The organism is Acinetobacter sp. T63 (assembly GCF_053852345.1).
The window spans coordinates 2,289,712-2,313,546 of the sequence record NZ_CM132659.1 but is presented as its reverse complement, the minus strand read 5'-3'; the positions used below and the strand labels follow the sequence as shown (position 1 = coordinate 2,313,546).

The following is a 23,835-nucleotide window of genomic DNA, read 5'->3' as shown; positions in this document are numbered from 1 at the left end:
CTAGCCTACGATCTGCAGGGTACTGGCCCCAGCACCAATTGGTTTGACCTGAATTTGGACTGGAATCCGTTCGTGAATTTCCTGAATATGGGAAATCAGCACCACTTTACGGCCCTGGCTTTGCAGCCGGTCGAGTGCGTTCATCACCATATGTAGCGAGGCCGGATCGAGCGTCCCAAAGCCTTCATCAATAAACAGCGATTCCAGTTTCATGGAGCCGGAGGCCATATTGGCAATGGCCAGTGCCAGCGCCAGTGATACCAGGAAGGTTTCACCCCCCGATAAAGACAGTACCGGCCGGATTTCGCCATTCATGTCATGATCCAGAATCGCGAGGCCCAGACTGTTGGGAATACGTTGTAGCTGATAACGCGGCGCCAGTGGCTGCAGTTGCTGGTTGGCATGTTCCACCAGAATATCCAGATGATGTTCCTGGGCAATTTTCTGGAATTTGGTGCCTTCCTTGCTGCCAATTAAATCGGCAATCCGGCCCCAGCGATATTCTTCAGCCTGAATTTTTTCAATCTGGCTCTGGAATTTGGACAGTTGTGCCTGCGCCTGTTGCTGCATGCGTAACTGGGTTTCCAGCTGGTTAAACTGCTCCTGCAAGCTGTTTTTTTCTTGTTCCAGCTGTTCCAGTTGGGTGGTCACCTCATCATAGCTGGCAGTTGGTTGCTGGGCCTGATGCTGCTGGAATTGCTCCTGCAATACATCCAGCGCACTTTGTGCACTGAGCATGGCTTGCTGCTGTTGCTGGATGGCCTGACGCATGGCCTGCCAGCTGGCCAGATCAATACCCAGACACTGCTCAATCTTCTCGGCAGTGAACTGTGGATGCTGGCTTTGCCACTGCTGAATGTTGTGCTGTAGCTGCTGTACACTTTCCAGAAGCTGCTGCTGGCGTGTATGCAGGTCTTGCTGTTTCAGCTGCGCCTGCTGGAATTGCTGTTCCAGCTGACGGCAGTGCAGGTGTTGCTGTTCTACCTGCTGCTGGAGTTGTTGCTGCTGCTCTCGTAACAGCTGCTGCCAGGCTTTGCCGGTATCCAGCACCTGTCCAGCATGTTGCTGGCTGAGATCACGTACCTGCTGGCGCAACTGGCTGCCTTGAGTTTGTGCATGGGTAAGGTCATTGCTCAGCTGTTGCTGTTGCTGCTGATAGAACTGTAGTTGCTGTTCGCCGTCTTTGATCTGGCGCTGTAATTCCTGCTGCTGTTGCAGGCATTGCTCGCGCTGTTGCAGGTATTGAGTCCGGCTGCTCAGCAGGGCAATAAGAGTCTGACACATCTCGGCCTGGTTCGCCCATTGCGCTTGCTGGGCCGGTTCCAGTGCCTGGGTAACCGGTTCAATCAGTTGTTCCAGCTGCTGGAATTGCTGACAGAGTAACTGCAGGGACTGAATCTGTTGCTGCAAATGTTGCAGCTGCTGGGTCTGGCTTTTCAGCTGTTGCTGGCGAGTTTTTAGCTGCTGTAACTGCTGTTGCTGCTGATTTAGCTTGTGTTGCAGTGTGGTCTGCAAGGCGGTCAGATCGTGTGCTGTATCATCCAGCTGTGTGCTTGGGCTGAGCTTTTGAACCTGCTGCAGTTTCTGTTGCACACTGTCTTGAAGCTGGCTAGAGCGTAGCTGTTTCTGTTCCAGCAGGGTTTGCTGTTTGGAATGTTGCAATTGTAATTGCTGGAGCTGCTGCTGGCACTGCTGTTCCTGCTGCTGGGCCTGTTGTAACTGGGTGTCCTGCACCGACTGCAGTGCAGATTCCAGCAAATCCTGATGACTGACAAATGGATGCTCAGTGCTACCGCAGACCATACACGGCTGTTCTGCTTGCAGCTGCTGACGCAACTCCTGCACACTTTGTGCCTGCAATAAACGCTGCTGGGCAAAAATCTGTTCCAGCTGTTCACGTGCCGTCTGGGCATTCTGGTAGTGCTGCTGTGCTTCAGTTTGCGCCTGTTGCAAGCTGCTTAGCTCGGCCTGAAGCTGGGTCATGTGCTGCTGTAATTGCTGCTGTTCCTGCTGCTCGTTCAGCATGTGTTGTAACAGGAACAGGGCTTGTTCCAGCTGCTGGCTGTGTTGCTGGTGCTGTACCTGCTGCTGTTCCAGTTCTGTTGCTTGCTGTTCCAGTTCAGCCATTGAGCCGGCCTGCTGGAGCGCATCGGCCTGTTGCTGTTTTACATCATCTAGCTGCTGTTGCAACTGGGCCAGTGAACTGTGCGCATGTGCCGGTGCCTGCTGCTGTTGCTGTTGCTGCAGTTTCTGAAATTGCTGCAAGCGTTGCAAAATACTGTGCGGCTCACGGTCAAATACTGCCAGAAAGGCATGCTGGACCGATTGCTGTTCCAGATGTTCTAAATGCGTATGCAATTGCTGTAAGTGCTGTTGCTGGCCGTGCTGCTGGGTGGTTAGTGGCGTAATTTTTTCATGTTGAATCTGTTTCAGCTGGGCATCGGCTTCTTTATAGCGCTGAATCAGATGCTCAATCTGGCCATCCAGCTGTAGTGCCTGTTCTAACACGGGTTGTAACTGTAGCTGTTCTTTCTGCTGTTGTTGCGCGCTGTGCTGCAATTGTTCCAGCTGCTGCTGTGCCTGCTGATGCTGCTGTTCACAGTGTTGAAATTCCGGCTGGAATTGCTCAAGTTGCTGCGCCAGCTGTTGCTGTTGCAACTGTTGCTGGCGCTGCTGCAGATACTGTTCACGGATTTCCTGAAACTGGTCCAGCTGCGCCAGCAGGTCACGCTGCGGCTGCATTTTCTGGTTGGCATCGACCTGCACCAGATAAAATTCTTTTTTGGCCTGAATTTCACTGTGCAGACGATGTTGCTGCTTGTACCAGCTTAAATCATTCAACAGCAGTTTTTCGCTTTGCAGTTTTTCATGCAGACTCAGTTTGCTCTGGGCATGCTGCTGTTGCAGGGCTTGTAGCTGCTCATCACTAAGCAACTCAATATGCCCCATCAGTTGTTGTAACTGTTCTTTTTCGCTGCGAATCTGGCGGATTTTTTCAAAGGCTTTCTGACTGACCAGACTGAAAATATGGGAATTGGTCAGATATTCCAGCAAGTCGGCGCGGTCCTGATCTTTAGCCTTTAAAAACGCACCCACTTCAGACTGGGCCAGCAAGACGGCGCGGGTAAACTGCTCAAAACTCAGCCCAATCAGCTTTTCAACAGTCGGGGTGCATTCCGAAATTTTCTGGGTCAGCACGCGCTGATCTTCCACAGCGGTAATCGCGCGTTCGACTTTTAAATTGCCATCGACCTTGTTACGGGCGCGGCGCACTTCCCAGCGTGCCAGATAACGCTTTTGATCCAGCGCAATAAATTCCAGTTCGGCAAAGCCTTGGGTACAGCCGCGGCGCAGAATATTTTTAGAATCTTTAATCGAGATGCCCTGACCGCTGGCATCTTTAAGCGCCCCGGCAGCGCCGTTTAAGCGCGGAATCTGGTCATACAGCGCCAGACACATGGCATCAAGCAGGGTCGATTTACCGGCCCCAGTTTTTCCGGTAATCGCAATCAGGCCGGCATGAGCCAGCGGTGCGCTTTCAAAGTTGATGTCTTGGGTGCCGGCAATAGAAGCCAGATTATTCAGACTTAAACGTAAAATTTTCATGTCTGATCCTTAGGGCTGTTCTTGTTCAAGGCTATGCTGCGCTTCAATCAGCAGCTGCATAAAATCTCGCTCGACCGAAGCATCCGGCTGATAGCCCATTTTGCTCCATAGCTGTTTGAATAAGCTGTCTGGTGTGGGCGGTGCCAGATCAATTTTGGACTGATCTGCGGTCTGATCTTCCTGCGGGCTATAGACCCGGCAAATGCGTAACAGGCGATAGCGCTGTTCCGGTAAGGTCTGTTCAATCTGCTGGCGTAAATCGACCGGTGGTGGTACATCGGTGCTGTATTCAATTTCCAGATAATCACGCTGGCAGATGCGTTCCACCGTACCTTGCGGGAGGGCTTTCAGTTGCTGAAACACTTCATCCAGACTGCCGCGAATACGGTGCAGCTGTACACTGCGCGGAATCAGCAGTGAGCCCAGTTGCAGGCGCTGTTCGGGCGCAGCCTGCGGGTCAATCTTGACCTCGAGCACCTGATGCTTGTACTGGATTTCACTAAAAGACAGCGGAATTGGAGAGCCGCTATAGCGGATATGTGGATGCTGGACTTTTTGCGGTTTATGCAGATGCCCCAGCGCGACATAGTCAATCACATCATCAAATAGGGCAGTGGAAAGTGCTTCTTCATGACCAATAATGATCGGCCGTTCTGAATCTGAGGTTTCGCCACCTTGCATATGCGCATGTGACATCAGGATTAGTGCCTGATCTTCCGTTTTACGGCGTTTGGCTTCGGCAATCAACTGCTGATGTAAATAGGCAATCGCATTCTGGGCGTTCTGGGTCTGCTCATTCAGTCCGGTAATTTCCGCAGTGCGCAAAAACGGCAGGGTCAGACACCAGGCAATAACTTTGTTTTCGGCATCATAAATTGGCACCAGTAAACGGTCGAGATCCAGCTGGTTGTCGGCATTGCGCTGAATCACCCCAACCGCCTTGGCCTTAAACTTGGCCAGCAACGGTTCCACCTGTTCAATGCGGTAGCCGGAGTCATGGTTGCCGGCAATCATCAGGGTCTGCATGTGCGGTGCAATGGCGTGGGCATCGGCCAGAAACTGGTACAGCTGGCGCTGCGCGCTGGAGGCCGGGTTAATCACATCAAAAATATCCCCGGCAATAAACAGGGCATTCGGCTGTTTTTCCTGGATTTGTTCTAATAACCAGTCTAAAAACTGTGCATGTTCATATTCACGATCGTGGTTATGGAAAAATTGCCCCAAATGCCAATCTGACGTATGAAAAAAATGCACTGCCATGTCATCAACCTGTTTTGCTTTAGGCAAGCATACTATAGCTGAGGGCGAAATTTAAAATTCTGTACCGGTATAAAACGCTAAGGTTTAATCTTTATTGTCCTGAAGATGAGTGCTGCTCACCAGCAAAGGCCAGACAAATAAAAGCCGACGATTCGAGTGATGATAAATCGTCGGCCAAATAAAAAGTGCGATGAACAAAGCATTTGGCTGCTATACAAAAACTTGATTCACATTCGCTTATTGCTTTAGCAAAGCTTCCCGAAAAATTTGTGGATGCCGTTACAAATTCGCCGGAGATGAAGCTTGTGCCCTATATAACGCCTGTTCGGGCACAACGGTTGACAGGATCATGCAAAAAAAATTAATTTTTTTTATACTAGTTGCTTATGGCTCAGGTAGACAGTTTAATGATTTCTCTAACACGTTATTTTCTCTGGTTTTTATTTTTCTGTCTGATCTTTACCTGTATCTGCGGGGTACTGGCTGCATTGTTACCAGCAGGTGTGGGCGGCATTTTAACCGCAGTGCCTTACTTGGTTGCCATGATCTGGGTGCTGTTTAAATTTTTAAAACAGCAGCAGCGCGCACCGTCTCAGGCCGAGCGTAAAAAGCTGACCTTGGGTTTTAGCCTGATTTTCTGGGGCTATAATCTGGCCTTTTTATTACTCGGCATCTGGATTTTTTCCCGTCAGAGCCCAACCATCTGGCAGGATTTTTTGCTGTATTTACAGCAGCCGCAATTTTTAAGCGTGGTGGTGATTATGTGGTTATTAATTGCCATTCCGCTGTATCTGCTGACGTACTGGTTTTATGGCAAACAGGCGCAGCGAATGGCGGCCAGAATGTTTGGCCCACAGCATCAGGGCTAAATTATCTGGCATATTTCCCTTCGCCTCATCTCGGGTAGGGGAATTGTTCCAATCTTAACTGGCCAGTGCAGCATGCTGTAAACGGGCCGGACTATAAGCCTCCGGAGATACATCTGGGGTCTGGCCCAATAGCAGTTGACGCAGCAAACGCGCAGAGGCTGGTGCCATACACAGACCATTACGGAAATGGCCAAAATTGGCCCACAGATTGTCAAACTCCGGCATCAAGCCAATATAGGGAATACCGCCGTCTGGTGAGCCCGGGCGTAAACCGGCCCATTGCTTGATGATGGGCAGGTCTTTTAAGGCTGGCACCATGGCATAGCTGGCCTCCAGAATATTGGCCGTGGTATCGGCATTCAAACGGGTATCAAAGCCCTGTTCTGCCATACTGGAACCACAGACAATATGGCCGTCCTGACGCGGAATCAGATACATGACTTGATTCATGCACATGGTGGGCAGCCAGTTTTCAGGAGTTTTAAACAGTACCATCTGTCCATGTACCGGACGTACCGGAATCTGTACATCAAGCTGCTCGGCCCAGCGCGCTGACCAGGCGCCGGTGGTCAAGACATAGTCATCGGCCTGATAACGCTGTCCGGCCTGATCGACAATAGCGCATACCTGCTGACCGTGCAGTTCTAGGCGTTCAATCGGGCAGTGTTCAAACAGCTGCACCCGTGGATGCTGCTTTAAATAGCACAGAATTGACTGTAATAAACGCGGATTACGCACATTGGCCAGCTGCGGGAAATAGATGGCCTGCTGGAACTGGGCGGAAATATGTGGATTCAGTTGATGCAGTTTGGTGCTGTGCAGATGCTCTGCCTGCTGCATCGGTTGCTGAAACTGCTCGGCAAAATTCAGGCCAATGTCAAAATCGCTTTCATCAAAAATCAGCATACCGGTTTCATGGATCTGAAAATCAATGCCGGTGTCAGGCTGAAGTTTGGCATTCCAGCGCAGATATTCAGTCTTGGCCGATTGCGCCAGCACATTCACCGCTGCCGGATAACGCCACGGATACATTGGAGAGAGAATACCACCACCGGCCCAGGAAGCGGCCTGACCGGATTGCTGCTGATCAAAAATACTGACCGAGCAGCCCTGTTCCAATAGCTCCAGCGCCGACATCAGTCCACTAATGCCGGCGCCAATCATGGCAATGTGCTTCATTGCAGTGGCAATATCCTTATTTCATGTCTTTGAGTTTGAGTGCGGCTTCTTCTGCAAAGTAGGTCCAGATCCCATCGGCACCGGCACGGCGGCAGCTCATCAGCGATTCAATGATCACGCTGTCGGATAACCAGCCATTTTGAATGGCAGCAGCCAGCATCGCGTATTCGCCACTGACCTGATAAACAAAGGTTGGCACAGCAAAGGTATCTTTGACTTCACGGACAATATCTAGATATGGCATACCTGGTTTGACAATGACCATGTCGGCGCCTTCCTGAATATCCAGCGCGATTTCATGCAGCGCTTCTGCACGGTTGCCAATATCCATCTGGTAATTGTATTTATTGCCGCCTTTTAAATTGCTGGCCGAGCCGACGGCGTCACGGAACGGGCCATAAAAGCTGGAAGCATATTTGGCCGAGTAAGCCATGATGTTGGTATAGATATGACCTTGTGCTTCCAGTGCCTGACGGATAGCACCAATACGGCCATCCATCATGTCACTTGGTGCCACCACATCGGCACCGGCTTCGGCATGGCTTAAGCATTGCTTGATTAAGGCTGCTACGGTTTCATCATTCAGCACATAACCGCTGTCATCAATAATGCCGTCCTGACCATGAGTGGTGTACGGATCGAGGGCGCCGTCGGTAATCAGCACCATCTCCGGGAGTTCTTTTTTCAGTAAACGGACCGTGCTTTGTACCAGGCCATCTTCGCGCCAGGCGGCTTCGGCGGTCAGGCTTTTATCTTCTTGTGGGGTGACCGGAAACAGCGCCAGTTTAGACACGCCCAGTTCCAGCAGGCGTTCGGCTTTTTTCAGCAGCAGATCGGCCGACAGGCGCTGAATGTTGGGCATGCTTGGAATATCTTGGGTCTGGTTTTGACCGGGTAAAACAAATACTGGATAAATGAGATGATCAACCGTGAGCTGGGTTTCTCGCACCATGGCACGTAGCTGGTCATTTTTACGGATACGACGCATACGAGTGGCAGGAAATGCGGGACGATTGAACGTATAAGTCATAACAATCTCACTGATCAGTATTAAACTAGGCAATATTGTAGACCCATAAACAGGATTGTGGGGCAAAATACATGCGTTTTTTCTCAATTTAAGGTAATTGGCCAATTTATGAGCGATATGGCAAAAAAGTGGACCGGAGGCATTCATTTGGGTTCGAAAGTAGATATTGATGTCGTCTTACAGCAATTGTGTCAGGCCTTTAACAGTTCACCATTTTTTAAGCATAACGGTATGCAGATGCGCGTGGTGGATCAGCAGATTGAAGCCTATATCAAGATGCAGCCGCAGCTGATTGGCAATGTGGCTTTCCAGATTTTACATGGCGGGGTTGCTGCGACAATTCTGGACAGTGTGGGCGGGATTGTGGCGATGGGCGAGCTGTATAAGCGCACCGAGCCGGAGCAGTTACCTGATACCATCAAGAAAGTGACCCGATTGGCCACGGTGGATATGCGGGTGGATTATCTGGCGCCGGGGCGAGGCAAATATTTTACGGCCCGTGCTGAAACCCTGCGTTTGGGCCGTAAAGGCTGTACCATGCGCATGACTCTGGTCAATGATGAACATAAAGCTATTGCCACCGCAATTGCGTCTTATGCTTATTAATCCAAATGGATTGATTGGCAGATAAAAAAACAGGCTCAATCGGGCCTGTTTTTTATTTGGATCAGTCGCGGTGAATAGCGTAAAAATCAAGCTTGAGCGATTTCGCGGGGCGTGTGCCGTTTAAAGATCGGAACGGGCACGTTTTAGCGCCTGTTGCCATTTTTGCAAATGTGCCTGACGCTGATCTTCTCCCATGCCGGGTTCAAACGCGCGTTCCAGCTGCCAGTTATCAGCAATATCATTCAGGCTGTTAAACACCCCGGATTTAAGCCCGGCCATTGCCGCTGCGCCCCAGGCGGTGGATTCTCGCATTTGCGGCCTTAACACTGGCACATTGAGCAGATCGGCCTGAAACTGCATTAGCATATCATTACAGCTGGCGCCGCCATCGACCCGTAATTCTTTGAGCGGTTGCTGAATATCTGACTGCATCGCGCTGAGAACATCGGCCACCTGAAAGGCAATTGCTTCAAGCGCTGCCCGGGCGATATGGGCTTTGTGAGTGCCACGCGACATACCGCAGAGCAGGGCACGTGCATCACTGTCCCAATGCGGCGCACCTAGACCGGTAAAAGCCGGCACCAGCACCACGCCATCGGTATCGCGGACCTGACTGGCCAGCTGTTCGACCTCGGCACTCTGTTGAATGATGCCCAAACCATCGCGTAGCCATTGCACAATCGCACCGGCCATAAACACACTGCCTTCAAGCGCATAATGGGTCTGGTTCTGGCATTGCCAGGCCAAGGTGCTGAGCAGTTTATTCTGGCTGTATTGCAGTGTCGAACCGGTATTAAACAGCATAAAGCAGCCGGTGCCATAGGTGTTTTTGGCCATGCCCGGCTCAAAGCAGGACTGGCCGAACAGGGCCGATTGCTGATCACCCAGAATGCCGCTGATTGGAAGTCGGGCGCCGAGTAAGCCGGCAGCGGTATCGGCCACATAATGGTCGGAACTGATGATTTTTGGTAAGACCGAAGCGGGAATCTGAAAAAGTTGCAGCAGCTCTTCATCCCAGCTTTGGGTCTGTAAATTCATGAGCATGGTGCGTGAGGCATTGCTGACTTCAATTACATGCTCGGCGCCTTGGGTCAGGTTCCAGATTAGCCAGCTATCGACGGTACCAAAGGCAACATGACCTTGCGCTGCCAGTTCGGCCAGACCGGGAATATGCTTAAGCAACCAGACCAGCTTGCCGGCACTAAAATAAGGGTCAATTAATAATCCGGTGGTCTGCTGTATTTTTTGTTGCAGTCCCTGTTGCAGCAGCTGATTACACCAGTCGGCTGCGCGCCGGTCTTGCCAGATGATGGCCGGCGCCAAGGGCTGGCCATTGCGTTTGTCCCAGACGATGGTGGTTTCCCGCTGGTTGGTGAGGCCAATGGCCTGAATATCTTTGGCCAGAATCCGTGCAGATGCTAGCGCCTGTTGCACCACAGCCATCTGGCTGCTCCAGATTTCCTGGGCATCCTGTTCCACCCAGCCGGATTGCGGGGTGTTGATTTGGGTTTCGCGTTGCGCGCTGGCCTGAACCTGCCCATGTTCATTAAAAATAATCGCGCGACTTGAGGTCGTGCCCTGATCCAGGGCGAGTAAATAAGTCATAATTTATACTGTTATCTGACTTGAAATTTAAAATATTAGCGCAATTATGTTATTAAGCGCAGATCTTGCGGTGAATAGTTGTGAAATGATCTCGTAATTTTCAACTTTTATGCTATGATGGCGCTGTAGTCTGGGGGTGTTATTGGCTTCGACGCTGATGATGAAACTCATAGATGCATGCCGAGAGCGCATTTTCTCTCGTAAATCAAATTTGCATTTAAATAGTCGCAAACGACGAAACTTACGCTCTAGCTGCCTAAGGGCCGCTTGTCCGCTTCACTGAATACTTGTGGTCAGTGAACCCGACCGAAGCGAACGCACACAAGTCCGTATAGAGCCAAGCCTCGGGGCTTTATACCAAACTTAGAGGATCGCACTTTGAACCCTGTTCGTCGGGTCTTAAAGTGTTAAAACAATAGACGATATCTAAGCATGTAGTATTCTCGAGCGTAGTGTTGGCGGACGCGGGTTCAACTCCCGCCACCTCCACCAAAATTCAACTTCATATGATCTCATATGACATCTAAAGGCATGAAAATTAAACATTTTCATGCCTTTTTTGTTTCTTATAGTGTCTTACGGTTTCATACAGTCTCATGCGTTGTGTTGGTATAAGTGTTGGTATAAAACTATTTCCAAGCTAATTTTTGGAATGGCTTTGTTGCATAAAGATTTTAAAGATAGAGCTTTCCTAAGTTGTTTAAATTTAAGTGACAACTTGGGTATGAGCTCGGCCTAATTCTATAAATTTATTTAATACTGCCACACGTGCATGAATCTCATTCACCTGGCTTTGAAAACTCCGTGCACTGAGTTTATCTCCCAATAATTTGATGCAATGCATCTTGGTTTCTACCAAGCTTCGGCGATGATACCCAGACCACTTTTTCCAAATTGCTCTTCCTAGGCATTTAACCGTTTTCAACAATTCATTTCTTTCTAAAGATCTCAGCTTTTTGTCTTTCCAGGGCTTCGCATTTTTTCTTGGCGGAATCACCGCATGTGCCTGTCGATCTGAAATGACTTTTCTGCAGTGTTTCGTGTCATAAGCACCATCTGTATAGACAGAATCAATCTGCTCATCAAGTGGAATTTGATCAAGTAAATCTTCGAGTACTTGTGAATCACTGACATTGTTTGTCGTGAGCTGAACGGCCCGTATTTGCAGCGTTTCAGCATCTATACCAATGTGAAGTTTACGCCATTGGCGACGATATTCAGGCTGATGTTTCTTACGTTTCCATTCACCTTCACCTAAAAACTTCAAGCCAGTAGAGTCGACGAGTAGGTGGAGACCATCACGACTTTTCTGATAGCTTATCGCAATATCAATATGCTTTTGTCTTCTACAAATAGTCGAATAATCTGGCGCTGTCCAATCTAATCTACAAAGTTTAATGAGGCTCTGAACAAAGCCAGTGACCATGCGTAAAGTGAGTCTAAATAGAGATTTGATCATCAAACAGCATTGAATCGCTATGTCGGAGTAGGTTTGACTTCGACCTTGTTTGCCTTGAGGTTCTGCATACCATTGTGTTTTTGGATCGAACCAAATGGCAATATTCCCACGATTAATGAGAGCTCGGTTATATGCGGGCCAATTGGTTGTGCGGTAGATTTTGTGTGTAGGCTTCTTCATTTGGAAATTATATTGCTGAAGAAGCCGTCTATGCTAGGTTTGTGCAACAAAGTCATATGAACATAGCAAATTCAGGCAATTACACAATTTAATTTACAGTCTCGAGTGATGAGTAATTGCACTTCTGGATTTTTTTAGTCAGCACGATAAACTCCAATTTCTCTTTAAAAATCCTCAAATTGGGGTAAGATGTGACAACAGATTCTACCGTTGAGATCACAATGAGCTTTTTAAAAAAGAAAAATAGCGCGAGTTTTGTCTTCTTTATTATTACGCTGTACTCATTGATTGGTTTTGGTCTAGGCTATGTGATTTGGGAATATCTGTTGTAACATTTTCTTATTCGCTGTATCCAATAATTATTGAATCATCAGCAAGTTCTTAAACTTGCTGACCATCACTGTTTTTATTCTTCCTCTAAAGCCGACCCTCATCCAGATAATCAGCTTTTATATGTAAGGATAAATTTTTTACGCTATTTTCTGTGCCAATAACGTCGCAAAACGCTGTTGAATACGCTTGCCCTGTTCATCGACACGGTGCAGTTCACCGATATTTTCATTGTATTTCAGCAAATTCCAGCCCTCATAATAAGCCTTTAACTCTCCGGCTTTAAAGCTAAAAGGGAAGTCCGGTTGAACCGGATAATCTTCACTATCCATTGCACAAACAATCAGATTAAGGCCGCCAGCTTTGGTGCCCTGCTGCATCTGCCGAATTAGGGTTGGGATGGTGTCGGGTTGTAAAAACATCATCACCACCGTGCAATACACAAAATCGTATTGGCCCTGAATCTGTGGATTAATATTTAAATCCCGCAGTGCGGTGTGAATGTTCTGAATCTGTTCCTGCTGAATAATCTCGTTCAGGCGCTCCAGACTTTGGGCATTGACATCCCAGGCATCGACCTGAAAACCGTGCTGACTTAAAAACAGAGCATTACGACCACTGCCACAGCCAACATCCAGCGCCGTGTTGCCCTGTAAAGATGGCTGTGCGGCCAGAATTTCTGAATGGGTCGGGGTCAGTTTATATTTTTTGGCAAAGTAGTCATCGGCTGTGCAGTAGAAGCTGAGCTGACATTCAATATCGGCACTGGCTGAAACAATCTTGTGCCACACCTGCGGTTCAAGCATGGGCGGTTGCTGCTTCGGGCTAAACAGATGTTCAGACAACAGCGTGCCTGCTTCATCGAGCAAGGCAAAACGCAATTCACCTTTTAAAACCTTCAGTTGGGCCCAAGTGCCGGCTTTGGTATTGTGCTGGCGTAAAAAGCCGGGCGGGATAGTGTCTTGTGTCCAGATCGGCAGCTGTTTATAGCATACGAGCGTTTGCATCTTTTCTCCATGTGCACTTGGGGCAAATGTCATTAAACCCTAAGCCTGCACAATATGCCAGAGAGGGGAGGGTAAAGGGCATGATTTCATCGGCCCACTTCCAATCATCTAGATGGCTCAATCCATACTATTTCAGCCATGAAGATTCAGCTCAAAATGATCTCCACATTTCCATTTTTGCAGATGTATTAGCTTTTTGAAAAATGCTTCAGTATCAAATGGTGAGAATTTAAAATTGAAAACCAGATCACATTTTGGGCTTATAAAAGCGTCTACCCTTTAGAAAATTATCAACTGACCCGTTGGCGGGTGGCTAAAAAATAAGTAAAACTAAGTGAATGATATAAAATCATAAATAGATCTCTTTCATAAATCAAAAAACGATCTTCTTTTTGGTTGATATTTGCACTCCAGATTTCTTGGCATTCATGCATAATCTGCGGATGAAATACATCGATTCAAACAAGCTTTCTGATCCTCAGTTCAAGCGATACACGGGCATCTCATGGTCAACCTTTGATTTAATGGTTGAGCAATTGAAGAAACATGTCCCTGCCAAAGGCAGACCGCCCAAGTTAAGCCTGGAAGACCAGGTTCTGCTCTGTCTAAGCTATTGGCGTGAATACCGAACATTGTTCCATGTCGCAACAAGTTATGGTGTGTCAGAGCCCACAGCCTCAAGAATTGTCCGTCATGTAGAGGATTGCCTAATCAAGTCTAATCTATTTAATTTACCGAAGAATTTGCCTGAAGGCGAAGGTCTTGACTGGAATGTGGTGATCGTAGATGCCACAGAAATTCCAATCCAAAGGCCTAAAAAAACAGAAGAAAAGCTATAGCGGCAAGAAAAAGACCCACACCTTCAAAGTACAGGCCATCATTCATTATCAAACTCAAAAAATCCTGAGTTTATGTACGAGTCGTGGTGCCGTACATGATTTCGAACTCTTCAAACGTAACTTGAATCAGATTCCTGCAGGTGCATTTATCCTTGCGGATAAGGGTTATCAGGGAATTTATACAGTGTATCCAAATAGCTTGTTGCCATTAAAAGCAAAGAAGCGCTGTAAACTGGATTCCGAACTAAAAATCTATAATCAGGAAATCAATAAAAGAAGAATTGGAATTGAGCATGTATTTGGCAGTTTGAAAACCTTCAAAATTCTTGCTGAGCGATATCGCAATCGAGGCAAAAGACTAGCATTAAGATTCAATCTAATTGCTGGAATTTATAACTTGGAGCTGAGTAAAAAATGACTTATGAAAGAAATCTAATATTTTATTGCTTTATTTTGAAAGCAAGGGCAAAAAGCAAAAAAACGGGATTAATTAACAAATGTATACACAAATAATAATAAAATAATGGTTGAATCTGCGCAATTGCTCGAATGTAGCATCGTATCTTCTTGTCTGTACCATGAATTCCGCGCGCCTTATGTCTCCTCTATTTCAGTTTATTAAAGCGGTCCAGATTTTTGTTTTCTTTCTTTGTAGTATGCTCATGGGTTGGGCACAGGCGGGAAATGAAATGAAAAACTTGACGATCCTTGCCTACCACGAAGTCACTTCTGAACCACAACCGTTAATGCCTGAATATGCGATTGAGCCTAAACAATTGCAGCAGCATCTGGACTGGCTGGTACAAAATGGCTTTCAGTTTATTGGCAGTCAGCAACTGTTAGAGGCACAGCAACACAACAAGGCGCTACCGGAAAAATCAGTCTTGCTCAGTTTTGATGATGGCTATCAAAGTTTTTATCAGCATGTCTATCCTGTTTTAAAACAGCGGAATATTCCGGCTGTGTTGTCGGTGGTCGGGCACTGGTTAGAACCAGCAGAACAGCAACAGGTTAATTTTGGCGGGAAAATGGTGTCACGCCAGCATTTTTTAAGCTGGGCACAGTTAAAAGAATTACAGGCCAGCGGTCTGGTGGAAATTGCCAGCCACAGTTATGACCTGCATAAAGGCATTGTGGCCAATCCGCAGGGCAATGAATTGCCGGCCACCGTAGCACGTGCCTATTTTCCGCAGCAGCAGCGTTATGAAGATGACAACGCTTATCAAAAACGCATTCAGCAGGACTTAAAGGCCAATCAGCGTCTGTTGCAAAAACATGGTCTGAAAGCACCAAAAATTATGGTCTGGCCCTATGGTCGCTATAACTTGCATACGGTAAAAATTGCTGAAAAACTGAAGATGCCAATCAGCCTGACGCTGGATGATGCCGAGAATCAACCTGTAAACAGTTTTTCCAGATTGCCGCGAATCCTGATTCAAAAACACATGGATGCAGCGCTACTGGCCAAAGAAATCCAGAAACATCAGCAGCAGCGCACGGACAATGACCGTCCGCAAAAGATCATGCATGTCGATATTGACTATATTTATGATCCGGACCCGCAGCAGCAGGAACGTAATTTAGGCTTATTGCTGGACCGGATTCAGCAGATTGGCGTCAATACCGTATATTTGCAGGCATTTTCTGATCCGGATGGCAATGGCTCGGCCGATCTGGTCTATTTCCCGAACCGTTATATTCCAATGCGTGCCGACCTGTTTAACCGTGTGGCCTGGCAAATCCAGACCCGGACTCAGGTACGTCGTGTCTATGCCTGGATGCCGGTATTTGCCTGGGAATTACCGGTCTCGAATCCGGTGGCCAAAGATCTGGTGCAAACCGAGCAGCCACATAGCGGCAAACATCTGAACATGGGCTATCACCGTTTAAGCCCATTTTCGCCGCGCGCCCGCAACACCATTAAAGGCATTTATGAAGATCTGGCCAAATCGGCGCAGTTCAACGGTATTATTTTCCATGATGATGCCACCTTGTCCGATTATGAAGATGCTAGCAGCTGGGCCAAAAAGGCCTATCAGCAGCAGGGCTTAGCGACCGATATGGCACAACTGCGTGCTGATGATGCTGCCTTGCAGAAATGGACAGCCTATAAAGTCAAAGTAATTGATGATTTTGCCATGGAGCTGGCCGAGACCGTGCGGCAGTTTCAGCCTTATTTGCAGACCTCGCGTAACCTGTATGCGCAGGTGGCGCTGTCGGCCTATTCAGAAAACTGGTATGCCCAGTCGCTGGAACAGTCGCTAAACCGTTATGACTTCACCGCGATTATGGCCATGCCATATATGGAACAGGTCGATGATCCGGCGCAATTTTATCGGCAGCTATTGAGTCGGGTGCAGCAGTATCCGCAAGGGCTGCGTAAAACGGTGTTTGAATTGCAGGCCGTCGACTGGCGTAATGGCAATAAAATTCCATCTGCGGAAATTGCGGAAACAATTCAAACACTCTATCAGGCCGGTGTGAAGCACATTGCCTATTATCCGGATGATCCAATCCAGAATCATCCCGATCCGACTGTGCTGCGTCAAGCTTTTCAGCCTCAGCCAATATCTGCACCGTAACCGGCTAGAGAACAACCATGTTGCAAGAACTCTGGCAATCGGTGCTGAACTTTGTGTTTTATTATCCGCTGTTCATGTCCTATTTATGGATGATGGGCGCGCTGATTTTCTATGTCAAAGAGCGCAAAGATCCGGCCTTTACCCAGCCACCGGTTTTACAGGAATATCCTTTGGTGGCGGTGCTCATTCCGTGTTTTAACGAAGGTGATAATGCCGAGGAAACCATCACCCAGGCACTGGCATTAAAGTATCCCAACTTTGAAGTCATCGCGATTAATGATGGCAGCTCGGACAATACTGGCGAGGTACTGAACCGTCTGGCGGCCCAGCATCCACGGTTAAGGGTGGTGCATCTGGCAGAAAATCAGGGCAAGGCCATGGGCCTGCAAGCCGGCAGTCTGGTTACCGATGCCGAATACCTGCTTGGAATTGATGGTGATGCCTTGCTCGATCCGCATGCCGCCAGCTGGATGCTGCGCCATTTCCAGCGTGATCCGGCGGTGGCCGCCGTTACGGGCAATCCGCGAATTCGCAATCGCTCGACCTTATTGGGCCGGGTCCAGGTCGGAGAATTCTCCTCGATTATTGGCATGATTAAACGTGCCCAGCGCACCTATGGCCGTATTTTTACTGTTTCAGGGGCGATTACCGCCTTTCGTAAAAGCGCGGTGCACCAGGTCGGTTACTGGTCGCACGACATGCTGACCGAAGATATTGATATTTCCTGGAAACTGCAGCGTGCCGGCTGGAAAATTGAATTTGAACCGAATGCACTGGTCTGGGTACTGATGCCGGAAACCCTGCAAGGCTTATGGAAACAGCGTTTGCGCTGGGCCATGGGTGGGGCGCAGGTGTTAAATAAAAATATTGATGTAATTTTTAAGCCCAAGCTGAATTATTTGTGGCCGCTGATTCTGGAAATGATGCTGACTCTGGTCTGGTCATATCTGCTGCTGTTGCTGTGTCTGCTCTGGATGTTAAGTTTCTGCCTGCCTATTTTACCGTTGCCGGAACTGCAATCGCCGTTTTTACCGCAAGGGGTGGGTATTATGCTGGGCGCGACCTGTTTGTTCCAGTTTATGGTCAGCAAATGGATGGACAGCCGCTATGAAAAAAATCTGGCCAAAAACTATTTCTGGATGATCTGGTATCCGTTCATGTTCTGGCTGATTACCGTATCGGCCAGTATTGTGGCGTTTCCAAAAATGCTGCTGCGTGGGGAAGGGAAACGTGCACGCTGGATCAGTCCCGATCGTGGAATTAAACGTGACAGCTAACTGTCGCGATGTGATGTGTTGAGAGTAAAGTTGTGAAAGCCAATACTTTAATTATTGATTATCGCTATGAATTGCCGTGGCAAAAGCGTTATGCCTCGAACGTGTGTACCGCCGGCTTATGGCTGACCTGGGGCCTGTTGTGGCAGCCAGTTTTAAGCAGTCTGGGTTTACTGGATTTGGAACGGGATGCACTGATTCAGCAAGTGGCCCAGCTAATGCTAAGTATTCTGCAAAATGGCTTTAGCGCGCTGGTGGCTTGTGGCTTGAGTTTATGGCTGTGGACTAATTATATTCCGGCGCACTCCATCCAGACCATGCAACCGGCACCGCTAAACCAGTTTGCCGAGCATTTTCAGCTGGAACCGGTCATGTTAACGCAATCCCGTCAGGCCAAAATTGTCACGGTCTATCATGATCAGGAGGGCAAGATTGTCGATTTACAGGCACATTCCCAGCACCCTGTATCTTAAAGGTTGGCTGGAATTCGGCTGCTCTGGTTTTATATCTGCAAAAAAACAGGCAGCCTGATAAGCTGCCTGAATGGAGATAAGAATCGCGCTTGGAATGAGGATTAAAGCTTGCGCCAGACCTTGTGTTCATCTTGAAATGAAATGGTGAAATTAAATTCAGTGTCGGCGGTGACCAGATACGCCGTTGGCGTGGTCATCAGAACTTTTAAAATAGTGCCTGTCTCAAAATGGATAGGTGGGCAGTTCTCTTTCTCAAGTACCAGAGGCTGAATAAGTTCAACAGCTTTCACTTCCATCATGATTTCCCTCAAAAATGTATTATGTATCACATATTTATCTTAGCATTGTCTGGTCGGGAATATGGGTTTTATTTGTCAGATTATAAATAAGTAATTGATATTTTAAAAAATAAAGTTAAATTTTTAGTCTAAAAATTGGTATTTTAAGCTCTTGATTTTTTATTGTTTTACTAAAAATAGTCAGGGGGAGTATTGGGGTTTTATATTGCTTTAAATACTGGTCAGCGGAAAAATCGGTACTGAAAAGTACATGCGCTGTCGGGGAAATCTTGTATATTGCTCATGTTGAAGTCATCGCGTGGCGCATTGCACGCTGCAATGTTGTAAACGCTGCTTTTCAACATCTTGAAAAGAATAAAGGAAATAGAACACTGCATGTTTAAGTCATTTTTTCCACATCCGAAATGGTTTTTTAGTTCGCTGTTACTCTGGTTCATCTTTAATCTGGTGCTGTGGTATTCCGGTGGACAAGGCTGGGGCACTATCATCGGTTTGCCTGAAGGCTATCATGAAGCAGAACTCCCGATTGGGGTTAGCCGTTTCTGGTCACCGGCATTTCTCTGGTTCTATCTCTGGTATTTTCTGGCCACAGCCATTTTTGCAATTTTCTGGCGGATTCAATCGGATAATCCCTGGCAGCGCTGGTCGGTATGGGGCTCATCTTTCATTCTGTTTAATATCTGGTTCTGGGTGCAGGTGAGCGTGGTCATTAACGCCTGGTACAGCCCGTTTTATGACCTGATCCAGCAAATGCTGAGTAATGGCGGCGGTGATGTGAATAACCTGTATGCCGAGATCATGACCTTTTTGTATGTGGCAATTGTGGCGGTGACGGTTTCGGTATTTAACCTGTTCTTTGTCAGCCACTATGTGTTCCGCTGGCGGACGGCAATGAACAATTATTACACCGCCTACTGGGACCGCTTACGTCATATTGAAGGGGCATCGCAGCGTATTCAGGAAGATACCATGCGCTTTGCCCGTACCACCGAAGGTCTGGGGGTGAGCCTGATTGAAGCGCTCATTACCCTGATTGCCTTTTTACCGGTTTTGGTAACGCTATCGAGCCATGTGAAAACCCTGCCAATTCTGGGGGAAATTCCTTATGCGCTGGTGTGGGCGGCAATTGGTTGGGCGGTGTTTGGTACCGTACTGCTGATGGTGGTCGGTTATAAACTGCCAGGACTGGAGTTTAACAACCAGAAGGTGGAAGCGGCTTATCGTAAAGAACTGGTCTATGGGGAAGATCATGCCGAGCGTGCCGATCCGCTGACTTTAAAAGAGCTGTTTAGCAAGGTTCGTCTGAATTATTTCCGCCTGTATTTCCATTATGCCTATTTTAACCTGGTACGAATCTGGTACATGCAGCTGGACAATATTTACGGTCTGTTTGTGCTGTTCCCAAGTATTGCTGCTGGAGCGATTACCCTTGGCCTGATGATGCAGATTGGTAACGTGTTCGGTAAGGTACGTGAATCGTTCCAGTATTTAATTGCCTCCTGGCCAACCATTATTGAACTGCTGTCGATTTATAAACGTTTAAAAGCCTTTGAATCGACCCTGGATGATTAAGTCATTCCCAACTGACCCGCTGTTAAGGTGGGTTTTTTAATGATCGGATGAAAGTGTTAAGGCGTTCAGGTTTCGTTGTTAAAACTCTGGATATTTTGCATTTATCAGATGATAGTGCGGGGCAGTAGTAATAAATAAACGAGAAATATCAAGTAAAATCAATTGGCTAGATTTGTTATTTGCGCCTATTTGAGCTATGTTTTGAGTGGGGAAAAATAGAGAATAAAGACGTGAATGTCAAAACCTTCATGATGTTGGCTGGGGTCGGTGTCGTCTTTTCGGGCTGTGTCAGTGTAGAAAGTTTTAGTCCAGATGCCTTGAAGCACTTTGCTTCGCCACAAGAGCTGATTGCGAAAAAAAATCTGAATCAGGCCAATGGTTCAGCCAAAGCCTATGTGTATGACTGGGGACCACAGCGTAAAGAGCTGGCGGCAGAATCGCTGATTCCGCGCAAATATATGGGCAGCTATTGTCAGTCGCAGCAAGGACATTTAAAACTGGCCTATAAAAGTACGATGTCGATGCTGAAAAACAGCTGGTCCAAAAAACTGTTGGCGACTTATCGCGATGTTAATCAGGGCATTGGTGCCTATCGCTGTGTCAGAAAAAATGGCCCGGACTGGATTGTTTCAATCGAGCCGGTCAGCGAGCGTAAACGCGATGGCCAGGGTGAGGTGCGCATTGTGCATTTACTTACTCAAGTCATGACGGAAGATGAAGCACGGCGTTTTTATCGTTCGGCATCTTCCAGCAGCAAGAAGGCTAATACGAATACCAATCGGAATAATAAAAACACTAAAGCTGTTGCCAAAGAGCCCGAACCAAAAGAAACACCGGAACTTCCAGCCGAGAAAACCCCTGCACCCGTAAAAGCGGCGCCTGTGGTGGCTGCGACCCCACAACAGCAGCAGATGAAATATTATGTCGCTGCACGCCGTGATTTAAACAGCGGCCGCAATGAGTTAAATGCCTGTAACAGCGCACAGCGGGCCTATAATTATGGCCGGTTGCAGGGCACCAATGCGCGGAATGTCTATGCTGAATCGGGGATTTTGCTGGCGCGTTGCTTAAGCGCTGTGCCGAGTTTTAGTAACCGTTTTTCCCAGCCCAAAGCCCGGGCCAAACGGATTTTGCAGGAGCTGGCCAACCAGCATAATCATGCCGGTGCCAAGCGTATGCTCAGGCAAATGAAATAGTCAGTATAAGTAACAAGGAGAAGCACATCACTTCTCCTTTTTTATACGCGTTACACAGTCATAACAGGTGAGATTGCTACTGGCATGCTACAAATAGGCTATTTCTGGTATGAGCCGATATTAGTGAGGTATAGCATGATGCAGTTGAGTCTAAAGCAGCTACGAGGATGGGGCCTGGCGATTGCGCTCTTGGGTTGCTCACAAGTGAGTACGGCTGGTCCGGCCGTTGATCAGCTGAGTGACTGTCTGGTGAAGTCGACCACGGCAACCGATAAAACCGCGGTCTTGCAGTGGACCTTTGTGGCGCTATCTGCACATCCGGATTTGAAACACTTGAGTCAGGTAACGCCAGAACAAAAACAGGCTTTAGATCAAAAGCTGGCAACCGTTTTGCAACGGATACTGGTAGAGCAATGTTCCGCGCAGGCCAAAGCAGTGATTCAGTCTGAAGGCATCCAAGCGGTCGGTAGCAGTTTTCAGGAACTGGGACAAATTACCGGGGAAGAACTTTTAAAGACGCCTGAAATTAAAAGTCAGTTGAATGGTGTACTGCGTTATCTGGATTTAAACAAGTTGATGATGACCTTTTTGACGCCAGATGTGTGGAATAAGTTGGGGGTGATTCGGGGGCAGTGATGCGGGTTTTGTCTTCTCGCTTATACTTCGTTTTAAAATTTACCTCTCCCTAACCTCCACTAGTGCGTTAAAACTTGCTCAGGAGAGGGAAGCTTTTAATAATCCTCTCCCTAACCCTCTCCTTTTTAAAGGAGAGGGAACACCGCGTATCCAATTAATCACATGACAAAGTCTCCCTTTTTTAAAGGGAGATTTAGAGGGATTCTGAAATCACGCATACAAAATGACTTTGACAGTTGAATGCGTCCTAAGTCTTCAAGTTTGGTAATAGAGGATACTTTTTTTATAGTCATAATGAATTGGGCTTAGGATTTGACTCATGATCATTAGTTGTATTGAGATTAAGTCTTTCTGACTTTAATAAACTCGTAGTCATTTTTAGGACTTCAGTTGATGATTTGATTTGATCTTGTATTAGACTTTCCGTGGATGAATAATGTGTTTCATCTAATGGTTGTCCAAAATATTTTAAAGCGAGTTCTTTTCTTACTTCATTTTGAGCTTGGTCACTAATTGTAGATAAGAAACGACTTTGTTGCACAAACCTAGCATAGACGGCTTCTTCAGCAATATAATTTCCAAATGAAGAAGCCTACACACAAAATCTACCGCACAACCAATTGGCCCGCATATAACCGAGCTCTCATTAATCGTGGGAATATTGCCATTTGGTTCGATCCAAAAACACAATGGTATGCAGAACCTCAAGGCAAACAAGGTCGAAGTCAAACCTACTCCGACATAGCGATTCAATGCTGTTTGATGATCAAATCTCTATTTAGACTCACTTTACGCATGGTCACTGGCTTTGTTCAGAGCCTCATTAAACTTTGTAGATTAGATTGGACAGCGCCAGATTATTCGACTATTTGTAGAAGACAAAAGCATATTGATATTGCGATAAGCTATCAGAAAAGTCGTGATGGTCTCCACCTACTCGTCGACTCTACTGGCTTGAAGTTTTTAGGTGAAGGTGAATGGAAACGTAAGAAACATCAGCCTGAATATCGTCGCCAATGGCGTAAACTTCACATTGGTATAGATGCTGAAACGCTGCAAATACGGGCCGTTCAGCTCACGACAAACAATGTCAGTGATTCACAAGTACTCGAAGATTTACTTGATCAAATTCCACTTGATGAGCAGATTGATTCTGTCTATACAGATGGTGCTTATGACACGAAACACTGCAGAAAAGTCATTTCAGATCGACAGGCACATGCGGTGATTCCGCCAAGAAAAAATGCGAAGCCCTGGAAAGACAAAAAGCTGAGATCTTTAGAAAGAAATGAATTGTTGAAAACGGTTAAATGCCTAGGAAGAGCAATTTGGAAAAAGTGGTCTGGGTATCATCGCCGAAGCTTGGTAGAAACCAAGATGCATTGCATCAAATTATTGGGAGATAAACTCAGTGCACGGAGTTTTCAAAGCCAGGTGAATGAGATTCATGCACGTGTGGCAGTATTAAATAAATTTATAGAATTAGGCCGAGCTCATACCCAAGTTGTCACTTAAATTTAAACAACTTAGGAAAGCTCTATCTTTAAAATCTTTATGCAACAAAGCCATAAGAAACTAGGGATTGCTTCTAATTCTAAATGTCGTTGTTCTGCAATATCTGCTAACTTTCTATAATGTGTAGCTTGTTTAAAATAATAAGTTATTAAAAATATCGCAACTAGCAAAATTGTTACTTTTAAAGCAATCAAAGATGATAATAAGTTTTTGTGAAAGCTGTAAATTATTAAAAAAATAACAGTGCTAATTATACTTAAGCCTATTGTGGGTAGTGTTCAAAAATCTGTGTCATTTCAATAAACTGAATCAAACAGG

21 protein-coding genes and 1 other RNA gene are annotated in these 23,835 nt (G+C 47.0%); 13 read left to right on the top strand and 9 right to left on the bottom strand.

The genetic code is table 11. From position 1 onward, the window contains the following. Both ACVLR6_RS11105 and ACVLR6_RS11100 read right to left on the bottom strand, forming a co-directional pair. Positions 1 to 3,606, bottom strand: a complete 3,606-nt coding sequence (locus ACVLR6_RS11105; RefSeq protein WP_455995223.1) for an AAA family ATPase — start codon at positions 3,604 to 3,606, stop codon at positions 1 to 3. A gap of 9 nt (positions 3,607 to 3,615) precedes the next feature. Beyond that, entirely contained in the window at positions 3,616 to 4,866 is a 1,251-nt protein-coding gene (locus ACVLR6_RS11100; RefSeq protein ID WP_168396876.1) for an exonuclease SbcCD subunit D C-terminal domain-containing protein, read from the bottom strand. A gap of 407 nt (positions 4,867 to 5,273) precedes the next feature. Here ACVLR6_RS11100 and ACVLR6_RS11095 point away from each other — a divergent pair, with 407 nt between their 5' ends. Further along, a complete protein-coding gene (locus ACVLR6_RS11095; RefSeq protein ID WP_075168101.1) occupies positions 5,274 to 5,735 on the top strand; it encodes an ABZJ_00895 family protein in 462 nt (153 codons plus the stop codon). Positions 5,736 to 5,789: 54 nt separating this feature from the next. Here ACVLR6_RS11095 and thiO read toward each other — a convergent pair whose 3' ends face one another. Together thiO and hemB are read right to left on the bottom strand one after the other, a co-directional pair. Then, complete coding sequence (gene thiO, locus ACVLR6_RS11090) at positions 5,790 to 6,914, bottom strand: glycine oxidase ThiO (protein ID WP_455995221.1); 1,125 nt, start codon at positions 6,912 to 6,914, stop codon at positions 5,790 to 5,792. 16 nt (positions 6,915 to 6,930) lie between these two features. Next, positions 6,931 to 7,944, bottom strand: coding sequence for a porphobilinogen synthase (hemB, locus tag ACVLR6_RS11085; RefSeq protein WP_005179750.1), 1,014 nt, complete (start codon positions 7,942 to 7,944; stop codon positions 6,931 to 6,933). Between the two features lie 108 nt (positions 7,945 to 8,052). Here hemB and ACVLR6_RS11080 point away from each other — a divergent pair, with 108 nt between their 5' ends. Next, a complete protein-coding gene (locus tag ACVLR6_RS11080) occupies positions 8,053 to 8,550 on the top strand; it encodes a thioesterase family protein (RefSeq protein WP_035363265.1) in 498 nt (165 codons plus the stop codon). Positions 8,551 to 8,670: 120 nt separating this feature from the next. Here the strand turns inward: ACVLR6_RS11080 and glpK are convergent, their stop codons facing one another. Beyond that, positions 8,671 to 10,155 carry a glycerol kinase GlpK gene (gene glpK, locus ACVLR6_RS11075; protein WP_016659445.1) on the bottom strand — a complete coding sequence of 495 codons (1,485 nt, stop codon included), beginning with the start codon at positions 10,153 to 10,155 and terminating at the stop codon, positions 8,671 to 8,673. A gap of 132 nt (positions 10,156 to 10,287) precedes the next feature. Here glpK and ssrA point away from each other — a divergent pair. After that, positions 10,288 to 10,647, top strand: a transfer-messenger RNA (tmRNA) gene (gene ssrA, locus ACVLR6_RS11070). Between the two features lie 214 nt (positions 10,648 to 10,861). Here the strand turns inward: ssrA and ACVLR6_RS11065 are convergent. Then, positions 10,862 to 11,794: an IS5 family transposase gene (locus ACVLR6_RS11065; RefSeq protein WP_194087063.1), complete on the bottom strand. Its 933-nt coding sequence runs from the start codon at positions 11,792 to 11,794 to the stop codon at positions 10,862 to 10,864. Between the two features lie 221 nt (positions 11,795 to 12,015). Between ACVLR6_RS11065 and ACVLR6_RS11060 the strand changes: the two genes are divergently transcribed. Beyond that, positions 12,016 to 12,126: a hypothetical protein gene (locus tag ACVLR6_RS11060; RefSeq protein WP_005179737.1), complete on the top strand. Its 111-nt coding sequence runs from the start codon at positions 12,016 to 12,018 to the stop codon at positions 12,124 to 12,126. Between the two features lie 138 nt (positions 12,127 to 12,264). On the opposite strand, the gene tehB is transcribed toward ACVLR6_RS11060, so the two are convergent. Then, complete coding sequence (tehB, locus tag ACVLR6_RS11055; protein ID WP_455995219.1) at positions 12,265 to 13,131, bottom strand: SAM-dependent methyltransferase TehB; 867 nt, start codon at positions 13,129 to 13,131, stop codon at positions 12,265 to 12,267. A gap of 443 nt (positions 13,132 to 13,574) precedes the next feature. Between tehB and ACVLR6_RS11050 the strand changes: the two genes are divergently transcribed. The 5 genes from ACVLR6_RS11050 (at position 13,575) to pgaD (ending at position 18,299) form a co-directional block, all read left to right on the top strand. Beyond that, positions 13,575 to 13,970 (top strand): transposase family protein, encoded by a 396-nt coding sequence (locus ACVLR6_RS11050; RefSeq protein ID WP_455995218.1) that lies wholly within the window; start codon positions 13,575 to 13,577, stop codon positions 13,968 to 13,970. Beyond that, on the top strand, positions 13,918 to 14,388 hold the full coding sequence (locus ACVLR6_RS11045; RefSeq protein WP_104470204.1) for a transposase family protein: 471 nt from the start codon (positions 13,918 to 13,920) through the stop codon (positions 14,386 to 14,388). The genes ACVLR6_RS11050 and ACVLR6_RS11045 overlap by 53 nt, the downstream gene beginning before the upstream one ends. Before the next feature lie 238 nt (positions 14,389 to 14,626). Then, complete coding sequence (pgaB, locus tag ACVLR6_RS11040) at positions 14,627 to 16,552, top strand: poly-beta-1,6-N-acetyl-D-glucosamine N-deacetylase PgaB (RefSeq protein ID WP_455995216.1); 1,926 nt, start codon at positions 14,627 to 14,629, stop codon at positions 16,550 to 16,552. A gap of 17 nt (positions 16,553 to 16,569) precedes the next feature. After that, positions 16,570 to 17,829 carry a poly-beta-1,6-N-acetyl-D-glucosamine synthase gene (pgaC, locus tag ACVLR6_RS11035; RefSeq protein WP_455995214.1) on the top strand — a complete coding sequence of 420 codons (1,260 nt, stop codon included), beginning with the start codon at positions 16,570 to 16,572 and terminating at the stop codon, positions 17,827 to 17,829. A 32-nt stretch (positions 17,830 to 17,861) separates the two neighbouring features. After that, entirely contained in the window at positions 17,862 to 18,299 is a 438-nt protein-coding gene (pgaD, locus tag ACVLR6_RS11030; protein WP_160241067.1) for a poly-beta-1,6-N-acetyl-D-glucosamine biosynthesis protein PgaD, read from the top strand. A gap of 101 nt (positions 18,300 to 18,400) precedes the next feature. Here pgaD and ACVLR6_RS11025 read toward each other — a convergent pair whose 3' ends face one another. After that, positions 18,401 to 18,598, bottom strand: a complete 198-nt coding sequence (locus ACVLR6_RS11025) for a hypothetical protein (RefSeq protein ID WP_016659392.1) — start codon at positions 18,596 to 18,598, stop codon at positions 18,401 to 18,403. 375 nt (positions 18,599 to 18,973) lie between these two features. On the opposite strand from ACVLR6_RS11025, the gene sbmA reads away from it, so the two are divergent. The 3 genes from sbmA (at position 18,974) to ACVLR6_RS11010 (ending at position 22,002) form a co-directional block, all read left to right on the top strand. Continuing rightward, entirely contained in the window at positions 18,974 to 20,170 is a 1,197-nt protein-coding gene (sbmA, locus tag ACVLR6_RS11020; protein ID WP_168390086.1) for a peptide antibiotic transporter SbmA, read from the top strand. 230 nt (positions 20,171 to 20,400) lie between these two features. Next, the gene (locus ACVLR6_RS11015; protein ID WP_104499288.1) at positions 20,401 to 21,366 is read left to right on the top strand and encodes a hypothetical protein; all 966 of its coding nucleotides are present in this window, start codon (positions 20,401 to 20,403) and stop codon (positions 21,364 to 21,366) included. A 135-nt stretch (positions 21,367 to 21,501) separates the two neighbouring features. Next, the gene (locus ACVLR6_RS11010) at positions 21,502 to 22,002 is read left to right on the top strand and encodes a hypothetical protein (RefSeq protein WP_168395771.1); all 501 of its coding nucleotides are present in this window, start codon (positions 21,502 to 21,504) and stop codon (positions 22,000 to 22,002) included. A gap of 289 nt (positions 22,003 to 22,291) precedes the next feature. Here the strand turns inward: ACVLR6_RS11010 and ACVLR6_RS11005 are convergent, their stop codons facing one another. Further along, positions 22,292 to 22,543 carry a hypothetical protein gene (locus ACVLR6_RS11005; protein WP_455995212.1) on the bottom strand — a complete coding sequence of 84 codons (252 nt, stop codon included), beginning with the start codon at positions 22,541 to 22,543 and terminating at the stop codon, positions 22,292 to 22,294. A gap of 41 nt (positions 22,544 to 22,584) precedes the next feature. Between ACVLR6_RS11005 and ACVLR6_RS11000 the strand changes: the two genes are divergently transcribed. Next, positions 22,585 to 23,517, top strand: coding sequence for an IS5 family transposase (locus ACVLR6_RS11000; protein ID WP_194087063.1), 933 nt, complete (start codon positions 22,585 to 22,587; stop codon positions 23,515 to 23,517). Positions 23,518 to 23,835 lie beyond the last annotated feature (318 nt).